Source organism: Pseudomonas sp. NPDC089918 (assembly GCF_050280605.1).
GTDB lineage: Bacteria > Pseudomonadota > Gammaproteobacteria > Pseudomonadales > Pseudomonadaceae > Aquipseudomonas.
This window is the reverse complement of record NZ_JBNNVP010000069.1, coordinates 1-18,038: the sequence shown is the minus strand read 5'-3', so window position 1 is coordinate 18,038 and position 18,038 is coordinate 1. Positions and strand designations below refer to the sequence as shown.

Here is an 18,038-nt window from a genome sequence, read left to right as displayed (position 1 = left end):
GGCGATCACCTTGCCCTGGCGATCGACCACGTACTTGTAGAAATTCCACTTCGGCGAACTGCTTTGTTCAGCGAGAACCTTGAACAAATGCGTTGCGTCATCGCCGCGGACTTTCTGCGGCTCGGTCATGGTGAAAGTCACGCCGTAGTTCACGTAACAAACCTTGGCAGTCTCTGCGCCATCCTTGGACTCCTGCTTGAAGTCATTGGACGGCACACCAACCACTTCAAGCCCTTGATCCTTGTAACGCTGATACAGCGCCTCAAGGCCTTTGAATTGCGGGGCGAAGCCACAGAAGCTCGCGGTATTGACCACCACCAGCGGCTTACCGGCGAAGCGCTGGCACAGATCGATGGATTCCTTGGCGCGCAGCTTGGGCAAAGAGCCTTGTAGCAACTCCGGGCATTCTGCCGCCTGGGCCAGCCCGGTAAAAGCCATCAACAATGCGGGAACTGCAAGCCAACGCATCAGCATGTCGGTGCATCCTTGAACAATCGTCAGAAAACGAAATTACTCGCCTTCGCCGCTCGCTAGCAAGCACCCATGCCCAGCTGCATCAATGCCAGACCACCCTGATGCCAGCCCCACCATGCCAGGGCCAGCAACAATATGCCGACGCCGATAGCAGCCATCTGCGGCCAGAGACTGTTCATGCAGCACTCATCCGGGTTTGCAGACGCGCCACCGGCTGCTCGCGCACCGGCCAGTTCAGAGCTGCGGCCACCAGACTCAAGAGAATCGCCACTTGCCAGATCAAGTCATAACTCCCGGTTCGGTCATACACCACCCCACCCAACCAGCCGCCGAGGAACGAGCCGAGCTGATGGAAGAGGAAAACGATCCCACCGAGCATGGACAAATTTCGTACACCGAACAAGGTCGCCACCGTGCCATTGGTCAAGGGCACCGTAGACAACCAGAGAAACCCCATGGCCATGCCGAACAGATAAGCCGTGACCTGAGTGACCGGCGCCCAGAGGAACAGCACAATCACCACCGCCCGCAACAGATACAAACCAGTGAGCAAGCGCGGCTTGGACATCCGCCCGCCAAGCCAACCCGCCGTATAAGTACCGAAAATATTGAACAGACCAATCAGCGCCAGCACCGTGGTGCCGACGGAGGCTGGCAAGTGTTGGTCCACCAGATAAGCCGGCAAGTGCACGCCGATGAACACCACTTGAAAACCGCAGACAAAAAAACCGAACGCCAACAGCCAGAATCCTGAATGGGAACAGGCTTCGCGCAGCGCTTCAGCGAGGGTTTGCTCGTGTCCGAGAACCGGCAGCGGCTTGTCCTTGAGCATGCTCACCAGCGGCACGATCAGCGCCACCACCAGGCCCAACACCAGCAATGCCGCGGACCAGCCAAGCCAGCCGATCAGCCCCAGCGTGCCGGGCAACATGGCGAATTGACCGAAAGAACCGGCGGCGCTGGCGATCCCCATGCCCATGCTGCGTTTTTCCGGTGGCACGGCACGGCCGACCACGCCGAGGATCACCGAGAACGAGGTGCCCGACAGGCCGATGCCGATCAACAACCCGGCGCTCAAGGACAAAGTCACCGCCGAATCGGACAGCCCCATGAACACCAGACCCAGGGCGTACAGAACACCACCGATCAACACCACCTTCGCAGCGCCAAAGCGGTCGGCCAGTGCGCCAGTGAATGGCTGTGCCAGGCCCCAGATCAGGTTCTGCAACGCAATGGCGAAGGCAAACACTTCGCGACCCCAGCCGAACTCGGCACTCATGGGCGCCAGAAACAGCCCGAAACCGTGTCGCACCCCCAAGGACAACGCCAGAATCAGCGCACTCCCCAACAGCACCCAACCGCATGTACGCCACATTGATGTCATTCTTGTTCTCCGGTAGCGGGTATATACCCGCTTAAGATCGAACAAACTGGCCTCAAGCCAGTTCGTCCAGCAGTTTCAGCAAGGTTTCACGCTTCTCGGCACCCAGACGGTCGATCAACCGCTGCTGCGCCGCTTCCCAGGCTGGCAACGCCGCCGCCAGGCGTTCGCGCCCTGTCTCGGTGAGCAGGACGATGCGATTGCGCATGTCCTCGCCTTCGACCAGCGTCACCAGACCTTCACCCTCCAGCACCCGCAGATTACGCCCCAAGGTGCTGCGATCCAGGCCCATGGCCTCGGCCAGAGACGAGATGCTTGGCTGATCCAGACGCTGCAGATTGCACAGCAGAGAATACTGGGCAACGTTGATCCCGAAGCCGTCGAGGGCGCCGTCGTAATGCCTGCTGACGCCACGAGCGGCGCGACGCAGGTTAGTGCACAAACATTGAGAAGGAAGCATAGTGCGTGTATATACCCGCGGTTAAATGAAAGCAAATTTTTTGATACATATCACCCGTAGGGGCGAGCGGTGCGTGCAAGCCTCGGTCCTACAACAGCAATGCAAGCCCCACCAGTACCGCCACCTCCAGCAATTCCAGCAACGCCCCCGCCGTATCGCCCGTCGTCCCGCCCAATCGTCGCACCATCACTTGCCGTAGCCAGACAAACACCGCGGCCGCCAGTGCAAGCGCCCATACGGCGCCGAGGCCTGCGATCAGCACACAGGCCACCGCACTGATCACCAACACCTGCTGACCGGCCAAACGCGGCAGATGATCGGCCAGCGCCTGCCCCAACCCACCGGGACGCACGTAAGACGTGGTGAGGAATAACCCCAGCAACGCGCTACGGCTAATCAATGGAACGATGATCAGGACCACGCTGTGTTGCTGCTCGATCAACGCCAGCAACGCGGCGAACTTGAGCAGCAACACCAGCACCAGCGTCACCACGGCGATCGGCCCGCTACGCGGGTCTTTCATGATGGTCAGGGTGCGTTCACGGTCGCCGTAACCCCCAAGCCACGCATCGGCGCTATCGGCCAGGCCATCCAGGTGCAATGCCCCGCTGAGCACGACCCAAACACTCAGCAGCAGTGCGGCGTGAAGCAATAATGGCGCGCCCAGCAATAGCCAGTTCAGCCCCCACAGAATGGCGCCGAACAGCAAACCGACCAGCGGGTAAAACAGCAGCGACCGGCCCAATTCCTCGGGCGTCGGCATACCCGGCAAACGAATCGGCAGGCAGCTCAAAAATTGCAGGGCGATCCAGAACGGCAACATGGTCAGATCGCTTCCCTTAACAAGACGCCGGGTTCGACCGACAACGAAAACAACGCGCCATGGCCTACTTCAACGTTGAGCAACTGCTCACGCGGTAATCCGCGCGCTTGAGCCAGCAACAAACGCATGACGCCGCCATGGCTGATCAGCAAGATCCGCTCACCCGCATGGGCCGCGTGCAGCCGTTCGATGGCCGCCAACACCCGCGTTGAAAAGTCCGCAACCGGCTCACCGTCTGGCGGCGTGAACGAATAAGGATCGGCCCAGAACAAGCCCAACGCCTCGGCGCTGGTCTCCATCAGCGCCGCCGCGCTCTGCCCTTCCCAGGCGCCGAAGTGCAGCTCTTGCAGATCCTTATCCAGTTGCACCGGCAAACCCAGTTGCGCCCCAAGCTCGTCCGCAAAGCGTGCGCAACGCTGCAATGGCGAACTGACCAGTCGATCCCAGGGCCCCTGCTCGATCACCGCGGCGCGCATCTGCGCCCAACCCTTGCCGGTCAGCGCATCGTCGAGGCTGCCGCGCAAACCGCCACCGAGTTCGGTTTCGCCATGGCGCAACAGGTCCAGGCGCAAGGTCATGCCGGGCGATCCGCCACTGCGGCTTCGGCGAACGTCGCCATCTGCCCGTGCAGGTCGCAGGCCAGACGCAACAATGGCACGGCCAACGCCGCACCACTGCCCTCGCCCAGTCGCAGGCCAAGGTCCAGCAACGGTTCGGCGTTCAGGGTTTCGAGCACATGGCGATGGCCTGGCTCGGCGCCGCGATGACCGAACAGCAACCACTCACGGCAGGCCGGATTCAAACGCACCGCCACCAACGCAGCGACACTGCAAATAAACCCGTCGACCAACACCGCGACACCTTCCTGAGCACAGGCCAGGTACGCGCCGACCAGCGCAGCGATTTCGAAACCGCCGAGGTTGAACAAAGTTTGCAGCGCATCGCTACGCTGAGCGCCATGCAACGCCAAGGCACGTTCAATGACTTGGGCTTTATGGCTGACACCCGCCGCGTTCAATCCGGTGCCCGGGCCAGCCAGATGCACCACCGGGCAATCGAGCAACGCACAGGCCAACGCGCTGGCCGCAGTGGTGTTGCCGATGCCCATTTCGCCACCGATGAACAACTGCGCGCCGGCTGCGATGGCGCGCTGCACACTGTCGCGGCCGGCCTGCAAGGCGAGCTCACCCTGGGCCTGAGTCATCGCCGGCCCCTGAACGAAATTCGCCGTGCCCGGGCCGATGTTCAGGTGACGCACACCCGGCAGGTTCAACGACGGCGTCACGGTGCCGAGGTCGACCACTTCCAGGGAAGCCCCCAACTGCCGCGCCAACACGCTGATCGCCGCGCCGCCGCTGACAAAGTTGTGCAGCATCTGCCCGGTGACTTCCTGCGGAAACGCCGACACGCCTTCAGCAACCACACCATGGTCACCGGCAAAAATCGCAATCCACAGCTGATCGAGCGTCGGCTTGACCTGCCCCTGCAACCCGGCCAGTTGCACCGCCACCGATTCGAGCCGGCCGAGTGAGCCCGCGGGTTTGGTTAGTTGCTGTTGACGCGCCTGCGCCTGTTCGACCGCTTGCGCGTCGATTGGCTTACACGGGTTCAGCCACCAGGCGTGAGTCATAACGCAGTTCCTTTCAAAGTCAGGGGCAGGCCGGCAACGGTCAGGACGACTCGCTGACAGCACTCGGCCAAGGCTTGATGCAGCCAACCGGCTTCATCGACATAGCGGCGAGTCAATTCGCCCAACGGCACGACACCCATCCCGGTCTCGTTGCTGACAAAAATGATTTCACCCGGCAATGACGCCAGGCAGTCCAGCAGGGCTTCGCGTTCGGCCGACAAGCGCTCGGCATCGTCGAGCATCAGCAGATTGGTCAGCCACAACGTCAGGCAATCCACCAGCAAGCAACGATCGGCACTGGCGTTTTCGCGCAGCACACGGGCGAGCTCCAGCGGTTCTTCGATCAATGCCCATTCGGCCGGACGACGGGCACGGTGATGGGCCACCCGTTCGTTCATCTCACCGTCCAGGGGTTGGCTGGTGGCGATGTAGGTGACGTGGACCTGACTGTCTGTCGCCAGTTTTTCAGCCAGACGGCTTTTGCCGGAGCGGGCGCCGCCGAGGATCAGTTGCAGCATGTTCATCTACCTATTAATTGGCGGCGTGGCGACTTAAGTCATCGCGAGCAGGCTCGCTCCCACAGTTGACCGCATTCCAATGTGGGAGCGAGCCTGCTCGCGATGGCGGTCTCGAATTCACCTTAAATCCCACAGAGCTCACACAACAGCGAGGTATCCAAATGCTTCTCCACCAAATCCGCCAACCGTTCGATATCGCGCTCACGCAGGGCGTGGTAATCGACCTCCTGCACATCCTGCAACCCGGCCCAGCGCAACAGCGCACTGCACGCCGCCGGTGACTCGAACAGCCCATGCAGGTACGTGCCGAATATCTGCCCATCAACACTTTGCGCGCCATCGCAGCGACCATCGTCGAGCTGCACCGCAGCGTTTTCCAGCGCCGGCCCGGTGGTCACGCCGGCATGAATTTCATAGCCGCTGACCTGCGCATCTTCCAACACCAGACGTCCACGCACATTGCGCAACTGCTTCTCTTCTTCGAGCTGCGTTTCGAACGCCAGCAGGCCCAAGCCAGCACTGGAACCCGGCGCGCCTTCGAGGCCCAGCGGGTCGTGCACCTGCTCGCCGAGCATTTGCAGACCGCCGCAGATCCCCAGCACTTTTCCGCCGTAGCGCAAGTGCCGCGAGATGGCCGCGTCCCAACCGTTGGCCCGCAGGTACGCAAGGTCGCTGCGCACGCTTTTCGAGCCAGGAAGAATGATCAGGTCGGCCGGCGGAATCGCCTGACCGGGGCCTATGAATTGCAGGTCCACTTGCGGATGCAGGCGCAGCGGATCGAAATCGGTGTGGTTGCTGATGCGCGGCAGTACCGGCACCACCACTTTGAGTACCTGATCGGCCTTATCGGTCTGCCGCTGATCGAGACCATCCTCAGCCTCAAGATGCAGGTCCATCACATAAGGCAAAACGCCGATCACCGGTTTGCCAGTGCGCGCCTCCAGCCAATCGAGGCCTGGTTGCAGCAAGGCGATGTCGCCGCGAAACCGGTTGATGATGAAGCCTTTGACCCTTGCCTGCTCGCTGGGGGACAGCAGCTCCAGCGTACCGACCAAATGCGCGAAAACTCCACCGCGATTGATGTCGGCAATCAGCACCACCGGGCAGTCCACCGCCTCGGCAAACCCCATGTTGGCGATGTCGCCGGCCCGCAGGTTGATCTCTGCCGGCGACCCCGCCCCTTCGACCATCACTACCGGATACGCCGCACTCAACCGCTCATGGGAGGCCAGCACCGCTTGCATGGCGATGGCTTTGTAGTCGTGATAGGCAACCGCGTTCATCGTCGTGACTGCACGGCCATGAATGATCACTTGGGCGCCGGTATCGCTATTGGGTTTGAGCAGCACCGGATTCATGTCGGTGTGCGGTTCGAGGTTGGCGGCTTGGGCCTGCACCGCTTGAGCGCGACCGATCTCGCCACCGTCAGCAGTCACCGCGCTGTTGAGGGCCATGTTCTGCGGCTTGAACGGCACGACACTCACGCCCTGGCGCGTGACCCAGCGACACAGCGCCGTCACCAGCGTGCTTTTACCGGCGTCGGACGTCGTGCCCTGCACCATCAAAGTCGCGCCTTGCACCATCAACGTAGTCATAGCGCTTCCTTAACGTAGGCTTCAAGCGCTTGCTCGAGACGCAGCCAATCCGCTTCATCGGCGGGCAAGCCAAACCGCACGCTGCTGTTGTGGGTGAACAACCGCAGCAGAATGCCGCGCCGGGCCATGAATTCATGCAGCGCTTCGGCACACTCGGTGATCAGCCATTGGAACAATGCGCAGCCGCCCTGAGGTTTGAAACCGTACTGTTCAAGCAGCAACGCCAGACGCTCGCCGGCCTCGTCAGTACGAATGCGCTGTCGGGTGTGCCCGTCCGTATCCGTCAGGCACGCCTGGCCCAGCACTCGGGTCGGACCGCTGACCGCCCAAGGCCCGACCTGTTCGGCCAGCAGCTTGAGCAACTTGCGCTCGGCCAGCACAAACCCCAGTCGCACACCGGCCAGGCCGAAGAATTTGCCGAAGGAGCGCAGCACGATCAAACCGATCTGATTGGCAAACGGCGCCAGACTCAAATGCGGGGTGTTGTCCATGAACGCCTCGTCCACCACCAGCCAGCCTCCGCGCTGGGCCAGCCGCGCATGCCAATCCAGCAGGCGAGCCGGAGTCAGGCTCAACCCCGTGGGATTGTTCGGGTTGACCACCACCAGCACGTCGAGGCTGTCGAGAAAGAAATCGACTTCCGACTCCAGCACTTCACGCACGATGTACCCGTTGCGACGCCAGGCTTCGGCGTGTTCGGCGTAACACGGCGACAGCACGCCGACCTTGCCGGCCCGGCGCAAACGCGGCAGCAATTGAATCGCCATTTGCGACCCGGCCACCGGCAACACCTGAGCCGCACCGTAATAGTCGCAGGCAGCCTGCTCCAGACCGTCATCGGTTTCCGGCAGCCGCGCCCAGGCCCGCAGCGGGATGTCCGGGACCGGGAATGGCCAAGGCGCCAGGCCACTGGACAGGTCGAGCCAATCGGCTTCGGCAATGCCGTATTCAAGCGCCGCCTTGCGCAAGCGGCCACCGTGTTCAAGCATAGAATTCAGCCCCCACGCAGAGAATCAGCAGCCATAACCATACCCCGCGCTGGACCAATTGCCAGCCACGGTCGATGGAATCGGCATCCGCCGGCACGCCTTCGCCCAATTGCGGACGCTGATGCAGTTCACCGTGATAAATCGCCGCCCCGCCCAACTCGACACCCAGCGCGCCAGCACCGGCCGCCATCACCGGCCCGGCATTCGGGCTGTCCCAGGTCGGGCCCTGGGTACGCCAGCACTTCAGCGCCAGTCGGGTTTTACCCAGCAGCGAGTAGGTCAACGCCACCAGGCGTGCAGGAATGTAGTTCAGAACATCATCGATCTTCGCCGCGGCCCAACCGAAACGTTCGAAGCGATCGTTGCGATAACCCCACATCGCATCAAGGGTGTTGCTCAAGCGATAGAGCACCACGCCGGGCGCACCCGCCACGGCAAACCAGAACAGCGCGGCGAACACCGCATCGCTGCCGTTCTCCAGCACCGACTCGGTGGCGGCGCGGGCGACTTCGGTTTCATCCAGTTCGCTGGTCTGACGGCTGACCAGATAACCAACACGTTTGCGCGCCTCGATCAGATCATCGCTGCGCAGGGCCTTGGCCACCGGCTCGACGTGCTCGCCGAGACTGCGCATGCCAAGGGCGCAATAGAGCACGAGAATCTCGACGATCCAGCCGACATAAGGCGCCCAGGAAAATGCGGTGGCCAGCAGAGTCAGCGGCACGACCGCCATCACCCAGGCCGTAACGCCATGACTGCGCCAGCCACGGCCGCCGGAGTTGAAACGTTGCTCGATGCGATCGGCAAAACGACCGAACGCCACCAGCGGATGCCAGCGTTTGGGTTCACCCAGCAGCGCATCCAGCGCGACCGCGGCGACACTCAACAACGCCACACTCATTGACTCACTCCCCAATAATTTTCATACAGCAATTCGCTGAGTGGACGCGCCTGCGCCCAGCCTTCGAGTACCAGCATCGGCGCCGGATAGAATTCCTTGACCGGCCCCAGGCAAAGAACAGCCAAAGGCTTGGCCCCGGCCGGTAAGCCCAACAAGTCCGCCAACGCTTGCGGTTCGAACAGCGACACCCAGCCCATGCCCAGGCCTTCGGCGCGGGACGCCAGCCAAAGGTTCTGGATGGCGCAGGACAGCGAGGCCATGTCCATTTCCGGCAGCGTACGACGGCCGAAGATATGCCGCTCACGATCGTCCATCAGCGCGGCAACCAGTACCTCGGCGCAGTCGTTGATGCCTTCGACCTTGAGCTTCATGAATTCGTCGGAGCGCTCGCCGAGGGCTTCGGCGGTGCGGATGCGCTCGTCTTCCACCAGATGCTGGATCTTGCCGCGCAATGCCCGGTCGCTGATGCGGATGAAACGCCAGGGCTGCATCAGGCCGACACTCGGCGCTTGGTGCGCGGCTTCAAGTAGACGACGCAGTAACTCGGGTTCGACGGTGCCGCCGCTGAAGTGCCGCATGTCGCGACGTTCGGCGATGGCTCGGTAAACGGCTGCGCGTTCGGCTTCGGAAAATGTGTTGTCGGTCATGGCCTCTTCGCGAGCAAGCCCGCTCCCACATTTGAATTGCATTCCCCTGTGGGAGCGGGCTTGCTCGCGAAGGCGTCCTCAAGGTCAGGCACAAACAACGCGGCAATCGCCGATGGATTGGACGGAAAATAAAAGTGCACATAAGAAGCCGTCATCCGCCCCTCACGATAAACCGCCTCCGCCCCTCGCCCGCCATTGGGGCTCAAACCTCGAGCAATCGGCTCAAGCCCGGTGCTGGTCAGCGAGTGGTGATAGGTGTGCCCACGCAGCAAACCTTCCGGCAATTCGACCGCCTGCAAGGCCAACGCGGCAAGACGCTTCTGCATCACCGCCTCACCGGCCAGCAAGCCAACCAGTTCAGCGCGAGTCCCCTCGACATCGGTCAAGGAATCCAGCAGATACAGCATGCCGCCACACTCGGCCAGCAACGGTTTGCCCGCCGCGTGGTGAGCGCGGATCGCGGTCAGCATCGGCGTGTTTTGTGACAACGCTACATGGTGCAATTCGGGGTAACCGCCCGGCAGATAGAGGCTGTCTGCCTCAGGTAACTCGCTGTCGCGGATCGGCGAAAAGAAAGTCAATTCGGCGCCCATAGCCCGCAGCAAATCCAGGCTCGCGCCGTAGGTAAACGCGAAAGCTTCGTCCCGGGCCACGGCAATCCGAACACCGGCCAGCAACGGTTCGGCTGCGATCATTTCAGGCGCGGCGAATTCCACGGCTGGCGGTAGAGCCACATCGCAACTGCTGGCCAGTGACTCGGCGGCTGCATCGAGACGCAGGTCGAGATCGTTCAATTCGCTGGCCTGAACCAGGCCGAGATGCCGACTTGGCAATTCGATGCCGGTCTCCCGGGACAGCGCGCCATACCAGCGCAAGCCTTCAGTCAGGCTGCCTTCGAGCAACTGCGCATGGCGCACGGTGCCGACCCGATTGGCCAGCACACCGGCAAACGGCAAGTCCGGCTGATAGCGTGCAAGACCCAGGGCCAGCGCGCCAAACGTCTGCGCCATGGCGGTGCCGTCGATCACGCCGAGCACCGGCACACCGAAGTGCCGCGCCAGATCGGCGCTGGACGGCGTACCGTCGAATAGCCCCATGACGCCTTCGATGAGGATCAGATCGGCTTCGCCAGCGGCTTCCCACAATAGACGCCGACTTTCTTGCTCGCCGACCATCCACATGTCGAGTTGATAAACCGGTGCACCGCTGGCGCGCTCGAGAATCATCGGGTCGAGAAAGTCCGGGCCGCATTTGAACACACGAACCTTGCGCCCCTGATTGCGATGCAAACGGGCGAGCGCGGCGGTGACGGTGGTCTTGCCCTGACCGGAGGCCGGTGCGGCGATCAGTACCGCCGGGCATTGACGATGGCTATTCATAAAGTGCAGTTCACAACTCGACGCCTTTTTGCGCTTTGATTCCGGCCTGGAAGGCGTGTTTGATCATGCCCATTTCAGTGACCGTGTCGGCCAGTTCGATCATCTCGGGCTTGGCGCCGCGACCGGTGACCACCACGTGCTGCATCGGCGGTCGCGCCTGCAAGTCGCTGAGCACCTGATCGAGATCGAGGTAACCGTGCTTGAGGGCGATGTTCAACTCATCGAGCACCACCAGACCGATGGCCGGATCACGCAGCAATTCGCGGGACACTGCCCAGGCGGCCTCGGCGGCGGCGATGTCGCGCTGGCGATCCTGGGTTTCCCAGGTAAAGCCCTCGCCCATCACATGAAAACGCACTTGCTCCGGGAAACGTCGGAAGAACAGCTCCTCACCGGTGCTGGTGCGCCCCTTGATGAACTGCACCACGCCGCATTGCATGCCGTGGCCCATGGCCCGCGAAAGCATGCCGAACGCCGAACTGCTCTTGCCTTTGCCGTTGCCGGTCAGCACCAGCAGCAAACCGCATTCATTCGGCGAGTTGGCGATGCGTTCGTCGATCACCGCTTTTTTTCGCAGCATGCGCGCCAGATGGCGTTCGTCACGATCGGGGGTATCAGTCATGGGGAGCTCTCCGTTGAGGCTGGATAACGGCGGGCAGGCACAAGAATAGACGGCAAGAAGCCTGGCATCGCCCACCGTGATGCCGTTGGATGAATCAGGCCGGTCTCCGGGCTCATGAGCAGCTTGCGCCTGACTGCGCGCCTTCCCATGTCGACAGTCGACACAGTGGCTAGGGCCTGATGACAGGCCCTCGCGCAGCTTTTACTCATTTACCGTTGCGGGGGCAGCGCCGGGATCGTGATCATTCTTCGCTGGAAGAAATTCACTCACCGGCTTCCCTGTTTCACTCTGTCGACCAAGGTCACAGAGCACCTGAAACAAGCCGCGAAGGTTAGAGGGTTGGGGGTGGAGCGTCAATTAAAGCCGGGGCGTCGCTGAGCGAATAACTGCCGTCAATCAATTAACTGACGCCAATCTTGTGCCACACTGTCAGCAGTGATATCAAAGAGCCACAACCTGACAACACAATAATAAGGGTGAGCCACATGCAAGGCATGATCATCAGCAATCCGAAGCTGGAATTCCTGCGGCCGGTACTGGAACGCTGGTTTGACTGTATCGACCGCTACAACACCGTGCGCGGCGATAACGATACACCTTACTGGTACGACGAAAAAGCCAACCTCGGCCTGCTCTCCGCCGCGGTCTGGATGGCGGAAATGGTCACGCTGCAACAAACGTCGACGCGCAAACAGACCGAAGAAGGCGAACGCAACGCCCGCGCCGATCTGTTTATCGCCAGCAGCGAAGAGCGCGCGTATCTCCAGGCCACCCAGCGCTGGCCGCGGGTCAATAGCCTGAACCTGACCCAGGCACTGGCGGACATCACCAGTGACGCGAAGCGAATCAGCTACGCCAGCGATCTGAAACTCGGCTGTCTGTTTGTCGCGCCACAAAAAGCCCAACACAGCGCCACCCCGGAAGAACTCCAGGACATGGTCGACGACCTGCAAAAGGAACATACCTGTGCCGTGGCCTGGTATTTCCCTTACGCCTACCGCAAGTTGCGCAATGAAGCCGGCAACTACCATCCAGGCATCGCTGTTCTGCTCAAGGAAGCCCGCGGCTGACCGGTTGAACCATCGACCGTCTACGCTTCTCTATGATTACGTCAATGCATTCATAGGGAAGATCAGTAATGCACAAACCCCAGCTCGTTTTCATCATCGCGCTCGCCGGAGGGCTCGCCGCCTGTGGTGAAACCTCCAGCCTGCAAGTCTCGGATGGCACAGGCCCCTCGCCCAAGCTGCCAGAACCGAATAAAACCCTGATCCCGACGGTGAACATCGCCCCGGCGATCGGCTGGCCTGAAGGCAAGAAACCCGTCGCCGCAGCAGGGACTCAAGTGGCGGCGTTTGCCGAAAGCCTCGACCATCCGCGCTGGCTCTACGTATTACCCAACGGCGATGTGCTGGTGGCCGAAACCAACGCGCCGCCCAAACCCGATGATGGCCAAGGCATTCGCGGCTGGGTCATGGGCAAAGTCATGGGCCGCGCCGGTGCCGGCGTCCCCAGCCCGAACCGCATCACCCTGCTGCGGGACAAGGACCACGATGGCGTTGCCGAAACCCGCACGGTATTCCTGGAAAACCTCAACTCGCCCTTCGGCATGACCCTGGTCGGCAATGACCTGTACGTCGCTGACACTGATCGCCTGCTGCGTTTCCACTATGAAAACGGTGAGACGGCGATCAAGTCGCAGCCCATCAAGGTGGTCGATCTGCCGGGTGGCACGCTGAATCACCACTGGACCAAAAACGTCATCGCCAGCAAGGATGGCAGCAAGCTGTACGTCACCGTGGGCTCGAACAGCAACGTCGGTGAAAACGGCATGGATCAGGAGGACGGCCGCGCGGCGATCTGGGAAGTGGACCGCGCCACCGGCAACCATCGGATCTTCGCCTCGGGGATTCGCAATCCAAACGGCCTGGCCTGGGAACCGCAGAGCGGCGCACTGTGGACAGCCGTCAACGAGCGTGACGAAATCGGCAGCGACCTGGTGCCGGACTACATCACTTCAGTGAAGGATGGCGGGTTCTACGGCTGGCCCTACAGCTATTATGGCCAGCATGTCGACATTCGCGTCGAACCGCAAAAACCCGATCTAGTGGCCAAGGCCATTGCCCCGGACTACGCGGTGGGGCCGCATACCGCGTCACTGGGCCTGACGTTCGCCGAAGGCAGCAAGTTGCCCGCGCCGTTCACCCAAGGCGCCTTCATCGGCCAACACGGCTCATGGAACCGCAAGCCGCACAGCGGCTATAAAGTGATTTTCGTGCCGTTCACCGCCGGCAAACCGACCGGGCAGCCGGTGGATGTGCTCACCGGCTTCCTCACTGACGACGAAAAAGCCATGGGCCGGCCGGTGGGTGTTGTGATCGATCAGCAAGGAGGCTTGCTGGTGGCGGATGATGTGGGGAACAAGGTGTGGCGTGTGTCCGCAGCTCAATAACTGCAACCCACATCACCTGTGGGAGCGAGCCTGCTCGCGATGGGGTCAGCACATTCAACAACGATGTTGCCTGACGCACCGCTATCGCGAGCAGGCTCGCTCCCACAGGGATCAGCGTGTACAACAGAACGTCAACCTAGCGTCCGGCGGTAACAACCACAGATCCACACGCGAGTCATCCCTCAAGCGAGCGGTCCTGACAACCTCCGCTAGGGATTATGTGCCAAATGCTCAGGTTGCAAGACGCGCTTGGCGCTCAGGTAGGCTTTCTGCCAGTAAGCCTTGGACAAGCTGTCCAGCTTGACCGTGCCGCCCGTGGCTGGTGCGTGGACGAAGCGGCCTTCGCCGACGTAGATCCCGGCGTGGCTGACCTGGGAGCCGCCATTGGTGGCGAAGAAAATCAGGTCGCCGGTTTGCAGGCCTTCCTTGCCGACACTGGGGGCTTGCATGCCGATCATCTCGCGGGTGGAGCGCGGCAAGGAAATGCCGGCGACATCGCGATAAACATAACCGATCAGACCGCTGCAATCGAACCCGGAGTCCGGCGTGTTGCCGCCCCAGCGATAAGGCGTTCCCACCAGACCCAGCGCGCGAAACAGCACGTCTTCTGCCGCAGGGGAAAAGGCTTGGGAAGGACCGAAAACAATGGGAGCGCGAACCACCGGCGCAGGTGGCGGTGTGCGGCTGGCGCAGGCGCTGAGCAGCGCTGCGAAGAATATGAGTGTGAGGCGGGCCGACATCGTCATAAACAGAACATCCTGATCTGGCTGCGGCTTTTTCCACCGAAAAGGCAGAAAAGAAAACCGCCTGCGCAGAACGCAGGCGGTTTGCCATCAATAATAGATCAGGATTCTAGCGGCTACGCGGCAAACTTCAAGTAAGACTTTAAGTTCGCCTTACAAACTGTCCGCTTACTTGCGTGCCGTGACGATAGCCGGGGCCGCAGTCGGCGCCATCGCGAGTGCGCGCTTGGCTTCGATGAAGGTTTTGCTCCAGTAGCTGTCGCCCAGACTATCAATCCGGACACCACCGCTTTTGCGGCTGCTGGAGTGGATGAACTGGTTGTCACCCAGGTAGATCCCGGCGTGACTGACACGACCGCGACGACCATTGGTGGCGAAGAACAGCAGGTCACCCGGTTTGAGGGCGCTGCGAGCAACCAGAGGAGCGTCAACGTTGATCATTTCGCGGGTGGAGCGCGGCAGGTTCATGCCGGCCTCTTCACGAAACAGATAACCAATGAAGCCACTGCAGTCGAAGCCGGCCTCGGAGGTGCCGCCGAAACGGTAACGGGTACCGATCAGGGACATGCCACGTTCGAGGATGCTGTCGGCGAGAACCGGAAGCTGGTAAGACTTGCCGCCCGCGAAGTCTGCCAGTTCTTTATCGGTGGCTACGCCGTCTTGGTAAAGAGCTTCCTGGAAAAGAACGGAAGAAGACTGCGCGGTAACTGAATTTGAAACCTGCTGTTTTGGCTCTTGCTGGGACACTGGAGAGTGGGCAGCGCAACCGAACAACAGGGTGACGAGTGCGAGAGGCACGAGGGGTGCGAAGCGATTTAGCATGGGCACGACCGTGGCTGATAGTTTCTAAAGAAGCCGCGACTATGCCCGCTATCGACCTCATTTGCAAATTCAATCGATCTGTATGTGACTTTTCGGTTTCTCGTTTACATCTAAGCGCTTAAGCCCATTTTGAACCTTTGCGCAGCCTGCCCTCTTGCAGGAAAGCGGGTTTGTTGACGCCTGGAATATGCCGAAACCTGCGTAAAACCGGGGCTTGATCAGTTTTTTACCAACCCAGAGTTTCTTTCAGGAACGGGATTGTCAGCTTGCGCTGAGCTTGAAGGGAGGCCTGATCGAGACGTTCAAGCAGCTCGAAAAGCGCACTCATGCTGCGGGTCCCACGGGTCAAGATAAAATGCCCGACTTCGTCGGTCAGGTGCAGGCCACGACGGGATGCGCGCAACTGCAAGGCACGCAGTTTGTCTTCATCAGAGAGTGGACGCATCTGGAAGATGAGTGCCAGCGTCAGCCGCGACTTGAGGTCTGCCAGCTTCACCGGCAGTTCACGCGGGGACGTCGAGGCGGCGATCAGCAGACGCCGGCCGCTGTCACGCAAGCGATTGAATAGATGAAACAGCGCCTCTTCCCAATCCGCCTTGCCGGCGACTGCCTGCAGATCGTCCAGACAGACCAGTTCGTATTGTTCGAGGTTATCGAGGATTTCGATGCCACGGTCCAACAACTCGGCCAGCGGCAGGTACACCGCCGGCTCCCCCAGTTGTTCGAAGCGCAGACACGCCGCCTGCAACAAATGCGTGCGCCCTACCCCGTCCTTGCCCCAGAGGTAAATCAGGCTTTCCGTCCAGCCAGCGTCGGCTTCGCAGAGCCGCTCGACATAGCCGAGTGCAGCGGCATTGGCGCCTGGGTAGTAATTGATAAAGGTAGCGTCATCACGCAGACGCACACCTAGGGGCAGCTGAATCGGTTTCATGCTGACTGAACAGTTCCAAAGGAACCGTTAGTGGCCTCTGTGTAAAGTTTGCGAAGTTTATACCCGTGAGGCTGACCGCACAATGCGACAGACCACAAGCAAAATCAAAGGTTTGCGTTAACACACTGGTTTTATGACCGTTTCTTTGGCGGCGCATGTGACAGCCACACGAGGGAGACGGGCAAACCTGGCACGCAACCAGACTGCCCGCTACGAGCGATCAAAAAACCTTACACCCCGGATTCGTCGACACCGCCGTAGATATCCGAGTCCTTATACAAATCGTGTACGTGACGCACCAGCACCATGATCACCGCCGCCACCGGCAATGCCAACAACACACCGGTAAAACCAAACAGCTCGCCGCCGGCCAGGATCGCGAAGATCACTGCCACCGGGTGCAGGCCGATCCGGTCGCCCACCAGCAACGGCGTCAGGACCATGCCTTCCAGTGCCTGGCCGACCATGAACACCGCGACAATACCGATCATGGGATACAAATCGCCACCGAACTGGAACAGACCGGCAATCAATGCCGCACCAATCCCGATGACGAACCCCATGTACGGCACGATCGCCGCCAACCCGGCAATCAGACCGATCAACAGCCCCAGCTCCAGCCCGACGATCATCAAGCCTGCGGCATAGATCACGCCCAGCGCCAGCATCACCAGCAACTGCCCGCGCACGAACGCCCCGAGTACCTCATGGCATTCTCCCGCCAGGGACATCACGCGCTCTTCACGATCACGCGGCAGCAGGCTGCGGATCTTGGCCATCATCAGATCCCAGTCGCGCAGCAGATAAAAACTCACCACCGGAATCAGCACCAGATTGGCCAGCCAGCCGATCAGTGCAAGACCTGAAGCCGTCGCCTGACTCAGCACCACGCCGACAACGTCGGTGGTCTGGCCCATGTGCTCGCTGAACGCCGCCTTGAGCTTGTCGAACTTCCAGAAACCGTCCGACAACCCCATCTTCGATTGCGCCCACGGCACGGCGGTGTGCTGCAACCAGTCGAGCATTTGCGGCGCCAGTTCATACAAGCGAAACAGTTGCTTGGCGAGCATCGGCACCAACACCAACAGCAACGCGGTGACGAGCAATGTGAACAAGGCAAACACCGCCACCACGCCCCAGGTCCGCGATAGGCCGTACTTTTCCAGCCGATCCACCAGCGGGTCGAACAGATAAGCCAGCAACAGCGCCACCAAAAAAGGCGTCAGGATCGGGTGCAACAGGTAAACAAACGCGCAAAGCAGGACCACCCCACCGAGCCAGAACCAACGCCGTGTATCGGCCATGTACCACTCCTGCTTCTATATAAAGAAAAACTACCAGCGAAAACGTAACAGTGGTGTCGGTGCCGGGGGTGGCGCTACGGCCGGTGTCGAGCCAACAACCACGGGCTGAACAGGTGCCGTCGGAGCCGGCGCCTCACCGGCCGGAATCTCCTGCAACCTGGCCAAAGACAACTGCGCCCGCAGCTGATCGGGGCTGCCGTTGACCCGATAAAGCACGCGGTCACCGTCGACACTTTGCAGGCGTGCACCAAAAGGCTCCAGCAAACGCCCGAGCGTCGCATAACGCTCCAGGCTCATCCCCTGCACTTCCAGCAATTGCTCGCTCGAGGCACCCGGCTTGGCGACAAAGCGCGGCGCCAGGCGTTGA

Annotated in this window: 20 protein-coding genes, 1 pseudogene and 1 riboswitch; of the genes and pseudogenes, 2 read left to right on the top strand and 19 right to left on the bottom strand. The window is 61.0% G+C overall.

Going from position 1 to position 18,038, the window contains the following annotated elements; translation table 11 throughout:
• The 14 genes from ACQKPC_RS28920 to cobO all read right to left on the bottom strand — a co-directional run.
• Positions 1 to 474 (bottom strand): glutathione peroxidase (locus ACQKPC_RS28920; RefSeq protein WP_427628035.1); only part of this gene is annotated, 474 nt, incomplete at its 3' end.
• Between the two features lie 56 nt (positions 475 to 530).
• Positions 531 to 653 (bottom strand): hypothetical protein, encoded by a 123-nt coding sequence (locus ACQKPC_RS28915; RefSeq protein ID WP_008071541.1) that lies wholly within the window; start codon positions 651 to 653, stop codon positions 531 to 533.
• Positions 650 to 1,858 carry an MFS transporter gene (locus tag ACQKPC_RS28910; protein WP_427628033.1) on the bottom strand — a complete coding sequence of 403 codons (1,209 nt, stop codon included), beginning with the start codon at positions 1,856 to 1,858 and terminating at the stop codon, positions 650 to 652. The genes ACQKPC_RS28915 and ACQKPC_RS28910 overlap by 4 nt, the downstream gene beginning before the upstream one ends.
• Positions 1,859 to 1,910: 52 nt before the next feature.
• Positions 1,911 to 2,315 (bottom strand): MarR family winged helix-turn-helix transcriptional regulator, encoded by a 405-nt coding sequence (locus ACQKPC_RS28905; RefSeq protein WP_048394362.1) that lies wholly within the window; start codon positions 2,313 to 2,315, stop codon positions 1,911 to 1,913.
• 88 nt (positions 2,316 to 2,403) lie between these two features.
• Entirely contained in the window at positions 2,404 to 3,138 is a 735-nt protein-coding gene (locus ACQKPC_RS28900; RefSeq protein ID WP_427628031.1) for an adenosylcobinamide-GDP ribazoletransferase, read from the bottom strand.
• Between the two features lie 2 nt (positions 3,139 to 3,140).
• On the bottom strand, positions 3,141 to 3,716 hold the full coding sequence (gene cobC / locus ACQKPC_RS28895) for an alpha-ribazole phosphatase family protein (RefSeq protein WP_427628029.1): 576 nt from the start codon (positions 3,714 to 3,716) through the stop codon (positions 3,141 to 3,143).
• Positions 3,713 to 4,768 carry a nicotinate-nucleotide--dimethylbenzimidazole phosphoribosyltransferase gene (gene cobT / locus ACQKPC_RS28890; protein WP_063342960.1) on the bottom strand — a complete coding sequence of 352 codons (1,056 nt, stop codon included), beginning with the start codon at positions 4,766 to 4,768 and terminating at the stop codon, positions 3,713 to 3,715. The genes cobC and cobT overlap by 4 nt, the downstream gene beginning before the upstream one ends.
• Positions 4,765 to 5,286: a bifunctional adenosylcobinamide kinase/adenosylcobinamide-phosphate guanylyltransferase gene (cobU, locus tag ACQKPC_RS28885; protein WP_427628027.1), complete on the bottom strand. Its 522-nt coding sequence runs from the start codon at positions 5,284 to 5,286 to the stop codon at positions 4,765 to 4,767. Before cobU ends, cobT begins: the two co-directional genes overlap by 4 nt.
• A gap of 122 nt (positions 5,287 to 5,408) precedes the next feature.
• On the bottom strand, positions 5,409 to 6,869 hold the full coding sequence (locus ACQKPC_RS28880; protein ID WP_427628037.1) for a cobyric acid synthase: 1,461 nt from the start codon (positions 6,867 to 6,869) through the stop codon (positions 5,409 to 5,411).
• Positions 6,870 to 6,877: 8 nt separating this feature from the next.
• On the bottom strand, positions 6,878 to 7,870 hold the full coding sequence (cobD, locus tag ACQKPC_RS28875) for a threonine-phosphate decarboxylase CobD (protein WP_427628025.1): 993 nt from the start codon (positions 7,868 to 7,870) through the stop codon (positions 6,878 to 6,880).
• Positions 7,863 to 8,771 (bottom strand): adenosylcobinamide-phosphate synthase CbiB, encoded by a 909-nt coding sequence (gene cbiB / locus ACQKPC_RS28870; protein ID WP_427628023.1) that lies wholly within the window; start codon positions 8,769 to 8,771, stop codon positions 7,863 to 7,865. Before cbiB ends, cobD begins: the two co-directional genes overlap by 8 nt.
• Positions 8,768 to 9,418 (bottom strand): 5,6-dimethylbenzimidazole synthase, encoded by a 651-nt coding sequence (gene bluB / locus ACQKPC_RS28865; protein WP_427628021.1) that lies wholly within the window; start codon positions 9,416 to 9,418, stop codon positions 8,768 to 8,770. Before bluB ends, cbiB begins: the two co-directional genes overlap by 4 nt.
• Positions 9,415 to 10,797, bottom strand: coding sequence for a cobyrinate a,c-diamide synthase (locus ACQKPC_RS28860; protein WP_427628019.1), 1,383 nt, complete (start codon positions 10,795 to 10,797; stop codon positions 9,415 to 9,417). The genes bluB and ACQKPC_RS28860 overlap by 4 nt, the downstream gene beginning before the upstream one ends.
• Before the next feature lie 10 nt (positions 10,798 to 10,807).
• On the bottom strand, positions 10,808 to 11,419 hold the full coding sequence (gene cobO, locus ACQKPC_RS28855; RefSeq protein WP_427628017.1) for a cob(I)yrinic acid a,c-diamide adenosyltransferase: 612 nt from the start codon (positions 11,417 to 11,419) through the stop codon (positions 10,808 to 10,810).
• A gap of 80 nt (positions 11,420 to 11,499) precedes the next feature.
• Positions 11,500 to 11,750: riboswitch (cobalamin riboswitch) on the bottom strand.
• A 154-nt stretch (positions 11,751 to 11,904) separates the two neighbouring features.
• Here cobO and ACQKPC_RS28850 point away from each other — a divergent pair.
• Positions 11,905 to 12,489, top strand: coding sequence for a hypothetical protein (locus ACQKPC_RS28850; RefSeq protein WP_427628016.1), 585 nt, complete (start codon positions 11,905 to 11,907; stop codon positions 12,487 to 12,489).
• Between the two features lie 68 nt (positions 12,490 to 12,557).
• On the top strand, positions 12,558 to 13,871 hold the full coding sequence (locus tag ACQKPC_RS28845) for a PQQ-dependent sugar dehydrogenase (protein ID WP_427628014.1): 1,314 nt from the start codon (positions 12,558 to 12,560) through the stop codon (positions 13,869 to 13,871).
• 209 nt (positions 13,872 to 14,080) lie between these two features.
• Here the strand turns inward: ACQKPC_RS28845 and ACQKPC_RS28840 are convergent, their stop codons facing one another.
• The 5 genes and pseudogenes from ACQKPC_RS28840 to ACQKPC_RS28820 form a co-directional block, all read right to left on the bottom strand.
• Positions 14,081 to 14,617: a C40 family peptidase gene (locus tag ACQKPC_RS28840; RefSeq protein WP_063342954.1), complete on the bottom strand. Its 537-nt coding sequence runs from the start codon at positions 14,615 to 14,617 to the stop codon at positions 14,081 to 14,083.
• Between the two features lie 165 nt (positions 14,618 to 14,782).
• Positions 14,783 to 15,436 carry a C40 family peptidase gene (locus tag ACQKPC_RS28835; protein WP_427628012.1) on the bottom strand — a complete coding sequence of 218 codons (654 nt, stop codon included), beginning with the start codon at positions 15,434 to 15,436 and terminating at the stop codon, positions 14,783 to 14,785.
• A 226-nt stretch (positions 15,437 to 15,662) separates the two neighbouring features.
• Positions 15,663 to 16,367, bottom strand: coding sequence for a DnaA regulatory inactivator Hda (gene hda, locus ACQKPC_RS28830; protein ID WP_007898944.1), 705 nt, complete (start codon positions 16,365 to 16,367; stop codon positions 15,663 to 15,665).
• A gap of 230 nt (positions 16,368 to 16,597) precedes the next feature.
• Positions 16,598 to 17,671, bottom strand: coding sequence for an AI-2E family transporter (locus ACQKPC_RS28825; protein ID WP_427628010.1), 1,074 nt, complete (start codon positions 17,669 to 17,671; stop codon positions 16,598 to 16,600).
• 30 nt (positions 17,672 to 17,701) lie between these two features.
• Positions 17,702 to 18,038, bottom strand: a pseudogene (locus ACQKPC_RS28820) (DUF2066 domain-containing protein); the annotation flags it as partial.

Coding starts and splice junctions, on each gene's coding strand:
- ACQKPC_RS28915 (WP_008071541.1), bottom strand. CDS start 653: ATGAACAGTCTCTGGCCGCAGATGGCTGCTATCGGCGTCGGCATATTG.
- ACQKPC_RS28860 (WP_427628019.1), bottom strand. CDS start 10,797: ATGAATAGCCATCGTCAATGCCCGGCGGTACTGATCGCCGCACCGGCC.
- ACQKPC_RS28900 (WP_427628031.1), bottom strand. CDS start 3,138: ATGTTGCCGTTCTGGATCGCCCTGCAATTTTTGAGCTGCCTGCCGATT.
- bluB (WP_427628021.1), bottom strand. CDS start 9,418: ATGACCGACAACACATTTTCCGAAGCCGAACGCGCAGCCGTTTACCGA.
- ACQKPC_RS28850 (WP_427628016.1), top strand. CDS start 11,905: ATGCAAGGCATGATCATCAGCAATCCGAAGCTGGAATTCCTGCGGCCG.
- cobT (WP_063342960.1), bottom strand. CDS start 4,768: ATGACTCACGCCTGGTGGCTGAACCCGTGTAAGCCAATCGACGCGCAA.
- ACQKPC_RS28825 (WP_427628010.1), bottom strand. CDS start 17,671: ATGGCCGATACACGGCGTTGGTTCTGGCTCGGTGGGGTGGTCCTGCTT.
- ACQKPC_RS28845 (WP_427628014.1), top strand. CDS start 12,558: ATGCACAAACCCCAGCTCGTTTTCATCATCGCGCTCGCCGGAGGGCTC.
- ACQKPC_RS28880 (WP_427628037.1), bottom strand. CDS start 6,869: ATGGTGCAAGGCGCGACTTTGATGGTGCAGGGCACGACGTCCGACGCC.
- cobU (WP_427628027.1), bottom strand. CDS start 5,286: ATGCTGCAACTGATCCTCGGCGGCGCCCGCTCCGGCAAAAGCCGTCTG.
- ACQKPC_RS28835 (WP_427628012.1), bottom strand. CDS start 15,436: ATGCTAAATCGCTTCGCACCCCTCGTGCCTCTCGCACTCGTCACCCTG.
- ACQKPC_RS28910 (WP_427628033.1), bottom strand. CDS start 1,858: ATGACATCAATGTGGCGTACATGCGGTTGGGTGCTGTTGGGGAGTGCG.
- ACQKPC_RS28905 (WP_048394362.1), bottom strand. CDS start 2,315: ATGCTTCCTTCTCAATGTTTGTGCACTAACCTGCGTCGCGCCGCTCGT.
- cbiB (WP_427628023.1), bottom strand. CDS start 8,771: ATGAGTGTGGCGTTGTTGAGTGTCGCCGCGGTCGCGCTGGATGCGCTG.
- hda (WP_007898944.1), bottom strand. CDS start 16,367: ATGAAACCGATTCAGCTGCCCCTAGGTGTGCGTCTGCGTGATGACGCT.
- cobD (WP_427628025.1), bottom strand. CDS start 7,870: ATGCTTGAACACGGTGGCCGCTTGCGCAAGGCGGCGCTTGAATACGGC.
- cobC (WP_427628029.1), bottom strand. CDS start 3,716: ATGACCTTGCGCCTGGACCTGTTGCGCCATGGCGAAACCGAACTCGGT.
- cobO (WP_427628017.1), bottom strand. CDS start 11,419: ATGACTGATACCCCCGATCGTGACGAACGCCATCTGGCGCGCATGCTG.
- ACQKPC_RS28840 (WP_063342954.1), bottom strand. CDS start 14,617: ATGACGATGTCGGCCCGCCTCACACTCATATTCTTCGCAGCGCTGCTC.